The organism is Halomonas profundus, from assembly GCF_020865425.1.
Lineage (GTDB): Bacteria > Pseudomonadota > Gammaproteobacteria > Pseudomonadales > Halomonadaceae > Vreelandella > Vreelandella titanicae.
On the sequence record NZ_CP086344.1, the window covers coordinates 4,641,267 to 4,653,665 of the forward strand.

A 12,399-nucleotide genomic window follows, 5' to 3' on the forward strand; every position below is an offset into this window, starting at 1 on the left:
GTCAAAAGTCCTTGCAGATTCGCAGGGCGTCGTAAATGGCCGCATGGGTGTTACGCGGTGCCGTGCAGTCGCCTAGCCGGAACAGCAGGAAACCATCTCCTGACTCGCTCAGACAAGGCTGCGGCTGGATTGCATAGAGTGCTTCCAGATCCACCTGCCCTCTGTTGCGGGACTGCTCTTTAAGCGCGTAATAAAGCGCCTCATCAGGGCGTACACCGTTCTCAACGACCACCTGATCCACCACGCGCTCTTCCAGAGCCCCGGTGTACTCGTTTTCGAGCACCGCCACCAAGCCATCGCCCTCGCGGTAAACCTTATGCAGCATCAGGTCGGAGGACATGATCACCTCCTTCTCGTAGAGGCTGCGGTAGTAGGTGGGGAAGGTGGTACCGCCCACCGCCGCACCGGGCTTGATATCGTCGGTGACGATCTCCACCTTGGCGCCCTTATCGGCGATAAAATCCGCCACCGAGACGCCGGAGAACTCGCAGATGGCGTCATAAATCAACACGTTTTTACCTGGTGCCACTTTGCCAGAGAGAATATCCCAGGTGCTGACTACCAGGCTCTCCTCAGCATTCTCCGAGTAACCCCACTCGGGGTGCTGGCTAAGGAAGGGCTGGCCACCGGTGGCAAGCACCACGATATCCGGGCGCAGATCGAGCAGCGTTTCCTCATCGGCGCGGGTGCCCAGACGCAGGTCGACTTTTAGCCGCGCCAGCTCCAGCTGGAACCAGCGGGTGATACCGGCGATCTGGTCACGCTGGGGTGCCTGGGCGGCAATCGTGATCTGCCCACCCAAGGAGTCAGCGGCCTCAAACAGCGTGACGTCATGGCCACGCTCGGCGGCGACGCGCGCCGCTTCCATGCCACCAGGGCCACCGCCCACCACGACGACTTTGCGTTTGGCGCCCTCGGTTTTCTCAATGATGTGGGGCAACCCCATGTATTCACGGGATGTAGCGGCGTTTTGAATACACAGTACGTCAAGGCCCTGGTACTGTCGGTCGATGCAGTAGTTAGCGCCCACGCACTGCTTGATCTGATCGATCTGGCCCATCTTGATCTTGGCGATCAGGTGAGGGTCGGCAATATGTGCCCGGGTCATGCCCACCAGGTCTACGTAGCCCCCTTCGAGGATACGCTGGGCTTGATTGGGGTCTTTAATGTTCTGGGCGTGGATCACAGGCACGTTCACCACTTCCTTGATCCCCGCCGCCAGATGTAAGAACGGCTCCGGCGGGTAGGACATATTAGGAATAACGTTAGCCAGGGTGTTGTGAGTGTCGCAGCCAGAACCGATAACGCCGAAGAAATCCACCATACCGGTGGCATCGTAGTAGGCGGCGATCTGCTTCATATCGTCGTGAGAAAGACCGTCCGGGTGGAACTCGTCGCCGCAAATGCGCATGCCGACGCAGAAGTCGTCGCCCACTTCAGCACGCACGGCTTTAAGCACTTCCATACCGAAGCGCATACGGTTCTCGAAGCTACCGCCCCACTCGTCCTCACGCTTGTTGACCCGTGGGCTCCAGAACTGATCGATCAAATGCTGGTGCACGGCAGAGAGTTCGACGCCGTCGAGGCCCCCTTCCTTTGCCCGGCGCGCGGCCTGGGCAAAGTCGCCGACAATACGCCAGATCTCTTCTTCCTCAATGGTCTTACAGGTCGAGCGGTGCACCGGCTCGCGGATACCGGAGGGTGATACTAGGGTCGACCAGTCGAAACCGTCCCAGCGGGAGCGGCGTCCCATATGGGTAATCTGGATCATGATCTTGCCGCCGTGCTTATGCACGGCATCGGCCAAATTCTGGAAGTGCGGAATAATGCGATCGGTGGAAAGGTTTACCGAGCTCCACCAGCCCTGAGGGCTATCGATGGACACCACCGATGAGCCACCGCAAATACATAGACCACAACCACCTTTGGCCTTCTCCTCGTAGTACCCCACGTAGCGCTCAGTGGTCATACCGCCGTCAGTGGCATGCACCTCAGCGTGAGCGGTACTGACCACACGGTTGCGGATGGTCAGCTTACCGATCTCTATCGGCTCGAAAATTGCGTCGAATGCCATGTTTGTCTCTCCTCGTACCCCAGTTAGCGGGCAGCGTCGGTCAGCGGCTGGACGGCGAAGATGCCTACATCACAGCCAGGCTCGGCTGCACTCTGCGTCTGCTCGGCAACGGTACGCAGTGAACTTCCGCAGGCAGCGAGGATTTGATCCATGGCCCCGGCGAACCAACCGGTGAACATGTACTCTTCCTTGTTCCCGGTTTTGCCAAGCTGGTAAACAAAAGCGCTGTGCTCAAGTCGTACTTGGGCAGTGCCCGAGTCGAGATCGATCTGTTCAGTAATGAATAGCCCCCAACCGCGCTGGGAAAGGCGGGTCATGTAGTGCTCAAATACCGCCTCTCCGCTAATGTCGTGTAGCTCGGCCTCTTTCTCACACCAGTGCCAGGCGCTCTTGTAGCCTGCGTGATAAAGAATTTCGGCATACTTCTCAGCACCTAGCGCCTCTTCTACGGCTACGTGGTTATTGATAAAGAAGTGCCGTGGCACATAGAGCATAGGCAGCGCATCGGTCGTCCAGACGCCTGTTTCGCTATCCACTTCGATGGGCAGTGCGGGGGCCAGTTTGGTCACGGTTGTATTCCTCAAATCTTGCTGATTGTTATGAAGTAGCTAAGCAGCCGTTCTGCAAGGGAAGCGACGCCGGGGATAGGCCGTAGAGGGGGTCTTTTGCCATGGATGGCAAAAGTAGCGTCCAGGGATGGATTCACAGCGCCCCCTCGTAGGCCTATCGCCGGTAAAGCCGCGTGTCAGGGCACTACTGCGGCTTTACCTCTGGCGCCCGTCCCTTGCTATGGCGGTATCCTCAGGCGCCCCACACATCCTTAAGCACACGCACCCAGTTCTCGCCCATGATCTTGCGCACCTGAGTCTCACTTAAGCCACGCTTAAGAAGTGCCTCGGTGAGATTAGGGAACTCCCCAATGGTGCGGATCCCTTTGGGATTGATGATCTTGCCAAAGTCAGTGAGGCGACGGGCGTAGCCCTTGTCATGGGTCAACCACTCGAAAAACTCTTGACCATGCCCTTGGGTGAAATCGGTACCGATGCCGATAGCGTCCTCACCGACGATATTCATGACGTACTCGATCGCCTCGCAGTAGTCTTCGATGGTGGAGTCAATGCCCTTCTTGAGGAACGGCGCAAACATGGTGACACCAACAAAACCGCCGTGGTCGGCAATGAACTTCAGCTCTTGATCAGATTTGTTGCGCGGATGTTCTTTGAGGCCGGAGGGCAGGCAGTGGGAGTAACAGACTGGTTTTTTGGACTCGAGAATGACTTCCTCGGAGGTTTTGGCACCAACGTGGGAGAGGTCGCACATCATACCCACGCGGTTCATCTCGGCGACGATCTCACGGCCAAACCCGGATAAGCCGCCATCCCGCTCGTAGCAGCCGGTACCCACCAGGTTCTGGGTGTTGTAACACATCTGCACGATGCCCACGCCCAACTGCTTGAAAATCTCTACGTAGCCAATTTGGTCTTCGAAAGCATGAGCATTCTGAAAGCCAAAGATGATGCCGGTCTTGCCCTCCTCTTTCGCCCGCGTGATGTCAGCAGTGGTACGAACAGGGCGCACCAGGTCGCTACACTCCGCCATCAGCTGGTTGGATTTGACGATATTATCGACCGTGGCCTGAAACCCCTCCCACACGGAGACGGTGCAGTTGGCAGCGGTAAGACCGCCGCGACGCATGTCCTCAAGCAACTCACGATTCCATTTGGCGATGATCAGGCCATCAATGACGATAGCGTCATTGTGCAGTTCAGAGGGGGTCATAGCTAAGCTCCAACATTGGTTAATGTAGCGAGCATAGCGCTGACGTTGGGTTTAGCTGCTCTTGGAAACGACGGCGGAAATTCCAAAAGCGTCATCGTGTCGTGAACACGACAACTACTCATGCTCCTGCAAACATGTTCCTGCAAGCACTGCAGCGGAGTAATATTAAAATAGTGAGTAGTGTTCATAAAAAAACGCGCTCCCCGAAGGCGGGCAGCACGTTTCAAATGTTGGTTACCCAGTGAGTCTCAGTTCAAGAGCGGCACGCTGGCAAAAGTAGGCTCGCCCTGGGCATAGGCAAGCGCCTGCTGGGCACTCGAAAGAGGTTCGCTTTTATAAGGCTCGCCTCCCCATCGTTTGATTAACGATGGCGATTTAGTTTGGTTATTTCCTTGGCGGTCGTGCACACCCAAGCGCTCATTTCTCGGCGGCACACCAAAATATTCACGATAACACTTGGAAAAATGGGGCGTGGACACAAAACCGCAAACAGAAGCAATCTCGATAATCGACAGAGGCGTTTGCTTGAGCAACTGACGAGCGCGCACTAAACGCAGCTTGAGGTAATAGCGAGACGGTGAACAAAGCAAATAGCGCTGGAACAACCGCTCCAACTGGCGCCGTGAAACATTCACATAGCTTGCCAGTTCGTCGAGCTCGATGGGCTCTTCAAGGTTGGATTCCATCAACGCCACAATTTCTAACAACTTAGGCTGAGTGGTGCCCAGCACGTGCTTAAGAGGTACCCGCTGCTGATCCTGCTCGTTACGCACGCGTTCATAGATAAACATCTCGGAAATGCCTGCCGAAAGCTCGCGCCCATGGTCGTGAGCAATCAGGTTGAGCATCATATCGAGCGGCGCTGTGCCGCCTGAAGCGGTGAATCGATCACGATCAATAGAGAAAAGGTGCGGGGTCAGAATAACGTTGGGGAACGCTTCCTGCATGGAGGCCAGACACTCCCAGTGCACACTGGTTTCATAGTGATCCAGCAATCCGGCCTGCCCTAGCGCCCAACTGCCCGTACATACCGAGCCTAATCGTTTTAACTGGCGTGACTGCGACTGAAGCCAGCGTATGTGGTCACGGGTAACGCTGTGCTGCGGACCTACCCCGCCACAAACGACCACCCACTCAAGCGAGAGCGGGGTCTGCATAGAGGCATCAGGAGTCACCTGCAGCCCATCGCTGGCGCGTACGGGCAGACCGTCTTGGGTCAGGGTAAACCAGCGATACAACTCACGACCGGCCAGTTGATTGGCCATCCGTAAAGGTTCTATCGCCGACGCCAGGGAAATCAGTGTGAAATTATCTAATAGTAGAAAACCAAGGGTTTGCGGTTCGCCCGCACGATTGGTATTTGCTGCCGGGTCTTTTGCTAGATTTGATGTCATGGTTTTACCCTCCGTCACCTTTTAATCATCTTTTTTTTTCTTATTAGTATGTAGGCGTCGCTGGCGTCTTTTAGTTTCCCTTTACTAGCGTGAATACTCACTAGTTCAGGGGTGGCATTGCTCTTTGGTCGTATATTGGCACGAATAGGGCGGATAGCGACAAAACGATTGCGCGAACTTGGCTCTCCGTCGCAAATGCAACACTGGAGGTCGTTTCCGAAACCTTTGTAAGGTCACGGAGGATAATGCAATGCAGCCTCTCGCCAAGCGCCTAAGCTGGCTAGTAGCTTACTCAGCTAAGGGGCCTCGGCATCTTCAGCAACAGGTTTGATGGGGTCACCGTTTTCATCCAGCAGTTGATGATCGTAAGCGGCCTGAAGGCCAGTATCTTCAACCTCTGTCGGTTGCGGCTCTTCTTCTGTCAAATAGTCGATATGGCCCGGATAAAGCGGTGATAGCACCGCGACCAGGATGCCGACCACCGAAAAGATCGAAAACGCATCCGCATACCCAAGCCTGTCGACCAGCACACCAATCACCGGCGAGCCCACCGCCTGCCCAAGCGCGCAGGCCATAAAGGGTAATACCGGCCCCATCGATAACCGCCCAGGCAGCAGTCGGATGCCGGTCATCAGGTACAGCCCCGTTAAGCTCATGTAAGCGAGACCGAAAACCATCGCGGAAAATATCGCCAGCGCTAATTGGCTAGGGCTAGCGGCCAGCAACGCCAAGCTTGAAGACAGCATCATCAACATCAACGCCTGGGTGATGGGTGGATTATTACGGTCGGCCAAATCACTTATCACGGCACCGCCGAGCCCGGCGATACCTACCGCGAACCATAGCCAACCGGTGTGCCCTGGAGAGAGCGCGCCAAGGGTAACCGCCAGATCGGGAGCAAAAAGCCAGTACGGCGCAGATACAAAGCCCATTGCGAAGGCAAAAATCGTAAGCCGAATGAGGCGCGACCATTGCGACCTAGTGATGGGCGGTGGTGGTGCAGCGTTGGCTGGAATGACCCGTGACACTGAAGGGATGAAGTACCATGCCGCCACGACCCCCATAGCGGTAAGAGCAGCAAATATCGTGTAGGTCAGTCGCCATGCATCCGACAAGAACACAACGGTCGGTACCGCCACGATAATACCGATGCTAGTACCGGCATTCATAATCGAGCTGACGCGCCCATGCATTGCACGGCTCACCAGCGCCTGCATCGCAGCGGCCAGCGCGGGCATCATTAAACCAGTGCAGATCCCGCAGATAAACACACCAATACCAAGCGATAGCGCGTCTGACGACTGGCTGATCAATGCTAAACCGCCAACACCGAAAGACCCAGAGAGAATGGCTAAGTTGCGCGCACCGAGCCGATCAGCGGCAAGCGGCGCGACCAGTGTGGAAAGCACAAAGCTAATAAACGGCAGCGCCCCGATAATGCCGACCAAGTAAGACGTCAGCGAAAGCTCGGCACTGATAGAAGGTACAAACAGACCAAAGGCAAAACGTGCAAGCCCGTAACTGATCGCCACCAGCGCAGCTCCAAATAGGGCAAACCCCATGTTCGACAACGCTTTCATGCGGAGTCCTCCACTGCCATTGGCTGCATGTATACAAGGTCGCTATGAGCATTGTCTTCGCAACTTCCGCGATGAGCAATGCAGATTTTGAACAGGTAGCGGGTAATCTCCAGTGATCATCAGAACGATAAGTGGAGTTAAGCAGGCAGCCTTTGTTGAATGTCCGCTTTCAGGCTTACGGAAGCCTCCACCAAGGACTACCAGCCATATCTTCCCTCACTCACATAGGTGAGAGAATGACCACTGAACATAATTGCCACGCGGCGCTCCAGGGCTTACAACTATACGGCGAGATAAAGTTAATAATTCAACAACAGGCAGATTAACGCTATGTCGATTGAGCTTTGGCTATCGTTTGTGTTGGCTTCGTTTTTGTTCATCGCATCCCCCGGCCCCGCCGTTGCTCTACTGATAGTGACCGGTATCAATCAAGGCCGCAAAGCTGCTCTGGCGATGTTGCCTGGCTTTTTCTTGGGTGACCTGGTGGCGATGTCACTTTCGTTTGCCGGCGTAGGCGCGTTGCTGATGGCATCGGCGGAGCTATTCGCCATGGTTAAATGGCTAGGGGTTCTCTATCTGCTTTATCTAGGCATCAAGATGTGGCGTGAATCCGGCCAATTGAATGACCTGGAAGCCTCTGGGGTGAACGTTCAGCAAAGCACCGCAAAAGCATTCTGGGTGACGCTGCTAAACCCCAAAAGCATTCTATTCTTCATGGCATTCATGCCGCAGTTTATTAACCAAACCCAACCTCTGGCGCCCCAGCTGGCGATTCTGTTTGCTACGTTTCTTGTGATAGGTGTCATCTCAGATCTCGGCTACACACTGTTGTCGACCACTAGCCGACAGCTGATGACCGCCAAGTTTCGCCGCCTCTTACACCGCTGCGGCGCCGGTAGTTTGATTGGCGCTGGGGTATTGATGACCTTAATGCGCCGTCCGACTGCCTAGCTAATCTAATCGGAGGTTATTTATGCCACACCCGATAGCAAAGAAGGACTTTCCTGTTTCCAACGTCAGGCACTTTCTTGAACCTGGCCCGATTGTGCTGGTGTCATCACAATGGCAACAACAAACCAACATCATGACCATGGGGTGGCACATGGTCATGGCGTTCTCCCCCTCACTCCTAGGCTGCGTTATTGATGCCGGGAATCACTCCCATGCGCTGGTGTGCAACAGCGGTGAATGCGTGATCAATATTCCTTCGGCATCACTTGTCGATAAGGTCGTGGGTATCGGTAACTGTTCAGGAAGCGAGATCGACAAGTTCAAAGCGTTTGAGCTAACCCCAGGCAAGTCAGAAAAGGTCGGAGCGCCCCGGATAGAGGAGTGCTATGCGTCTTTCGAGTGCCGCTTGCACGATGACGCCATGATTGAACGCTACAACCTGTTTGTTTTTGAGGTCGTTAAAGCCCATGCAGCGCCTTCGGCAGATGAGGAAGAATCGCTGCACTACCGGGGGATGGGAGAGTTCATGCTGTCGGGTCGATCCATCGACCGTACGGAACTGTTTAAGCCATCAATGCTTATTTAAATAGAACTGCCATTGAGGCTTTCGCCACTCCCTTTCTATTAATTTAGCCAGCTAAGGTCGACTTACTAACTTGCTGCCATAGCATCCAGCTGCGTACCAGTAGACAGACCAAGGATATTGATGACCGTGATGCGCCGCCCGGCAGGGTAGTATCAAATTGGTGTTAGCCCTACGACAACGGCCTCTCTCTGTTATCGCAGGGCGGAGAGCGTTACAGGGTAAGGCCGAGCAACAGGTACATAGCCAGGGAAAGCAAGGCGACGGCTAGCGCGAAGGGAATTTGCGTTTTGATATGGTCGATATGATCAGAGGCGGCCCCGGTCGAGGCGAGCACAGAGGTATCCGATAAGGGTGAGCAGTGATCCCCAAAGACACCGCCCCCCGCCACAGCGGCCACTGTGGCATACACCAGCGGTGTAACCATATCGCCGCTAAAGTTAAAGGCGAGCGGCACGGCGAGTGGCATCATGATAGCGAAAGTGCCCCATGAAGTGCCGGTGGAAAAAGCGATAACGGCGGCAATAAGGAACGTCATGGCCGGAAGCAAAGCAGGTGTTAGCCAGCCAGCGGTGGCTTCGACGATATAGTTGGCCGTGCCCATGTCTTTGGAAAGTTGATTCAACGAGTAGGCTAACGCCAGAATGATAATGGCTGGCATTACTCCCTTCATCCCTGCCATCGAGGTTTTCATAATGTCGTTGAAGGGAATGCCCTGAAGGCGCATAACGATACCGAGAAACACGGAAGCCGCCAGAAATGCCTCCATGGTCTTGGCCGAGTCCATCACGATAAAGGTGCCCACCGCAACGCCGATCACTACCAGCACCGGGGCGAAAAAATTCCAAAACAGGCTGGTACGTGCTCCTTCATAAGGCGGAATTTCCGTCAGTTCCTCACCCACCAGCGGTTCTGCCCCATCGCGTAGCACTTTGCCCTCTTCCTGAGCCCGACGCTCAGCTTCACGCATCGGCCCGAAGAGCGGAATGACGCCCACGATCACCAGCCCGACCACCAACACCGATAGCCATGCATAGAGATTGAAAGGTATGGCATGCAGAAATACCCCCATCGCCTGGGCAGCATTTTCGATGGGGCCCATGCCGATCAACAAACCGGAGATAAACACTGCCCAGCCAGTGATAGGCACCATTACACTCACCGGGGCCGAGGTGGAGTCAGCGATATACGCCAGCTTTTCCCGCGAGACCCGGTAACGATCCGTCAGTCCACGCATAGTACTGCCGACAAACAGAGGGCTGAAGTAGTCGCTGAAAAAAACGAACATGCCCATCACCCAGGCAACCAATTGAACCCGCACCCGCGATAAGGCACGGCGTTCCACCCAGGCGGTAAAGTTCTGAATCGCCCCGGTGCGCTGGAAAAAAGCGATCACCGTGCCAATGAATAGCTCCAACAGCAGTATCCAGGAGAAGCTGGTGGTGCCCAGGGTTTCCTTGAGCAGCGTCGGAAACCCCATCAATCCATTGCCCAGGGTAATCACCCCAACGAAACAAGCAACAGCCAGCGAGAAAACCGTATTACGGGTGACAAATGCCAGCACGATGGCCAATGCCGCCGGCATGACGGACAGCAGCCCGATATGATCTTGAGGATCCATTGTCATCTCTCTTTTTTTATAGTGGTGGGTGGAGTCAGGTTTCGTTTTTTGCCTTACGGCGCTCCATTTCACTGGTCAGGTAGAAACCCAACCGACGTACAGGATCGGGCGGCATCCAGCTCGCTTTGCCGAATAAAGATGCAATATCCTCAACCGGTTGGCCGAGCGCGTAGCGAGCTAAAGCATCACCCAGGAAGGTACCCTTGACGATACCGCCGCCATTGCATCCCGCTGATACATATAACCCGGGCTGGATCGCGCCCCAGAGCGGTGCGCCGTTATGAGTCAGCCCGGTGGTACCTCCCCAAACCTTGTCGAAGCGCACTGGGGTAAGTTCGGGGTAGCGGGCCTCAAGGCTCACTTTCAGTTCGGCCTCGATACGGGCGTTATCGGCTTCGCGTTCATAGCTGTAACGTGAGCGGATCATCAAACGTCCGTCAGCGGTGGTGCGCAGCGTACAGCCTAAGCGGTGTGCAGGTAGCAGCCCCCAGGTCGTCTCGGCGATGCGTTGGCGCTCGGGCTGCGGTAAAGGATCGGTAATGGCGGCATAGGTATAAATAGCGGTTAGCCGCGAAGGGTCTGCACCCAAGGCCCTAGAAAAAGCGTTATTGGCCAGGATTACCTGTCCAGCCGTTACTTCGCCTTCGGGTGTAGTCACACGCCACTTCTTGCCATCAGGCACTATTTGAGTCGCGGGCGAGTGCTCATGCAGCTCGATGCCGGCTTCCAATGAATCTGCCAAACCAACAATCAATGCTGCAGGCTGGACGAGATAGCAGTCCGGTGAATAAATACCCTGTGTGTAGTAGCGCGTACCGATTCGCTCAGCGAGTTGGCTGCCGTTCAAGGTCTGGCAAGACAGACCGGCAGCTTTCAGAAACTCCTCATACTGGCTCAAGGCACGTTGGCCTATCGTGCTACGGGCAGCGCGATAGGTGCCGCTACGCTCGAGTTGGCAGTCAATGCCTAGGCGTTCGACACGCTCGCGCAGTAACGCCATGGTTTGTCGGCTTAACGCGTTCAGCTTCTCCATGCGCTCAAGCTCTTCGGGGCGAGCATCGTTGGCTAGAGCAATTTCCAGCATAAAGCCGGAGTTACGCCCTGGACTCCCTTCACCTACCTGGTCAGCTTCGAGGATTTTGATGCGGTCTTCAGGGCGCGCCTGCTGCCAGGCCGAGGCTGCCGCAAAACCGGTATAACCAGCCCCGATGATGACGACATCTGCCTCAGATTGACCACTTAAGGCGGGGCGCGGCTGGCGCTCGGTTAGCCAAGCGTTCCAGCCGCAAGGGCGTTGATGGCTTGGGTGCGTAGTGTGTGGCATAGAGAGTTAATCCAGATACAGCAGGCCATGGGCCTGATTGACCATGGCAGCCACTTCTTCCTGCATGCCTTGGAGTACGTCCAGCTTATGGCGCTTCGTCATACGCGATTTGAGCATCGAACAACTCATGGCACCCAGGGGGTGACCGCTATGATCGAGGATAGGAATGGCCAGGCCGCTGTATTCCGGAAGTAAAGAACCTTCTACTCCACGGGCGTAACCATGTTTCAGTTGATGGGCAATTTCGGCTTCGATGTCAGCGATGGCAATCGAGTATTCGTCTATCAGTCGCTCAGCGTTATGGTTGAGTATTTCGCTTCGCTCATCAGCCCCCAGGTAGGCAAGTAAGGCAATCGACGCTTGGCCAACGCCTAGCGGCAAACGTCCACCCGTCGCCCTAACGAAGCTGCCCACGGGATAAGCGCCGTTCTGCACTTCCAGGCAAACGGCATTGACGCCATCGCGAGCGAACAGATAGAAGCTGTCTCCCCAGCGCTGCGCGAGTGTCAGCAACCTTGGCCGGGCCAAATCACGCAACCCAGCACCATTTCCCGCTTGGGCGCCAAGCACCAGCAGCTCATAACCCAGCAGGTAACGCCCACGAATGGGAGAAGATCGTAAAAATCCCTGCTGCTTGAGACCTTTTAACAACCGATAGAGAGTAGGACGGCTGAAACTCAATTCATTCAGATAATCGTCTACACTTGCACCCCGGTGGCCGCCACGTGCAGTAACCTGCAATATCTGCATGGCATGAACGAGAGTGGTAGGGCCTGATGAGGTGATGCTTTCATTTACCGGCATTATGTTTATCGTTATTTGTCTATGTGAGCTAAAACATAACAAGACAAATTCACGAGTTCATCTCACTAAATGAGACAAAGCCGCATTAGCGCATACGAGGTAGAGGTTGGCATAGGTCAACATATGACGACATTCAAAATCAAAAACTCATACAAAAGCTACCGATAATTGTACAAAAATGATCTTCTATAGCCTTGCGCCCAACGGATGAAGGGCGACAACCGGCTGAGTGTTAGACTGGTGTTAGCTAACCCGGCTTCTTCTAATATGTTCCTGAAAAGGCGAATTG

Annotated in this window: 10 protein-coding genes; 2 read left to right on the forward strand and 8 right to left on the reverse strand. The window is 55.0% G+C overall.

Going from position 1 to position 12,399, the window contains the following annotated elements:
* Position 1: 1 nt before the first annotated feature.
* From dgcA to LMS44_RS21105, 5 genes are all read right to left on the reverse strand, one after another.
* Entirely contained in the window at positions 2–2,074 is a 2,073-nt protein-coding gene (gene dgcA, locus LMS44_RS21085) for a dimethylglycine demethylation protein DgcA (RefSeq protein WP_022521468.1), read from the reverse strand.
* A 23-nt stretch (positions 2,075–2,097) separates the two neighbouring features.
* Entirely contained in the window at positions 2,098–2,643 is a 546-nt protein-coding gene (locus tag LMS44_RS21090; protein WP_022521467.1) for a DUF5943 domain-containing protein, read from the reverse strand.
* A 232-nt stretch (positions 2,644–2,875) separates the two neighbouring features.
* Positions 2,876–3,853 carry a dipeptidase gene (locus LMS44_RS21095; RefSeq protein WP_022521466.1) on the reverse strand — a complete coding sequence of 326 codons (978 nt, stop codon included), beginning with the start codon at positions 3,851–3,853 and terminating at the stop codon, positions 2,876–2,878.
* Between the two features lie 248 nt (positions 3,854–4,101).
* Complete coding sequence (gbdR, locus tag LMS44_RS21100; RefSeq protein ID WP_022521465.1) at positions 4,102–5,247, reverse strand: choline metabolism transcriptional regulator GbdR; 1,146 nt, start codon at positions 5,245–5,247, stop codon at positions 4,102–4,104.
* A gap of 296 nt (positions 5,248–5,543) precedes the next feature.
* A complete protein-coding gene (locus LMS44_RS21105) occupies positions 5,544–6,827 on the reverse strand; it encodes an MFS transporter (protein WP_278369211.1) in 1,284 nt (427 codons plus the stop codon).
* 330 nt (positions 6,828–7,157) lie between these two features.
* Here LMS44_RS21105 and LMS44_RS21110 point away from each other — a divergent pair, with 330 nt between their 5' ends.
* Together LMS44_RS21110 and LMS44_RS21115 are read left to right on the forward strand one after the other, a co-directional pair.
* Positions 7,158–7,778, forward strand: a complete 621-nt coding sequence (locus LMS44_RS21110) for a LysE family translocator (protein ID WP_022521463.1) — start codon at positions 7,158–7,160, stop codon at positions 7,776–7,778.
* Positions 7,779–7,800: 22 nt separating this feature from the next.
* Positions 7,801–8,364, forward strand: coding sequence for a flavin reductase family protein (locus LMS44_RS21115; protein ID WP_022521462.1), 564 nt, complete (start codon positions 7,801–7,803; stop codon positions 8,362–8,364).
* 211 nt (positions 8,365–8,575) lie between these two features.
* Here LMS44_RS21115 and LMS44_RS21120 read toward each other — a convergent pair whose 3' ends face one another.
* Genes LMS44_RS21120 through LMS44_RS21130 form a run of 3 tightly spaced genes read right to left on the reverse strand, consistent with a single transcriptional unit; the run spans position 8,576 to position 12,110 of the window.
* On the reverse strand, positions 8,576–9,982 hold the full coding sequence (locus LMS44_RS21120; protein ID WP_022521461.1) for a Na+/H+ antiporter NhaC family protein: 1,407 nt from the start codon (positions 9,980–9,982) through the stop codon (positions 8,576–8,578).
* A gap of 34 nt (positions 9,983–10,016) precedes the next feature.
* A complete protein-coding gene (locus LMS44_RS21125) occupies positions 10,017–11,306 on the reverse strand; it encodes an NAD(P)/FAD-dependent oxidoreductase (protein WP_498946369.1) in 1,290 nt (429 codons plus the stop codon).
* Positions 11,307–11,312: 6 nt separating this feature from the next.
* The gene (locus LMS44_RS21130) at positions 11,313–12,110 is read right to left on the reverse strand and encodes an IclR family transcriptional regulator (RefSeq protein ID WP_022521459.1); all 798 of its coding nucleotides are present in this window, start codon (positions 12,108–12,110) and stop codon (positions 11,313–11,315) included.
* Between the last annotated feature and the right edge of the window lie 289 nt (positions 12,111–12,399).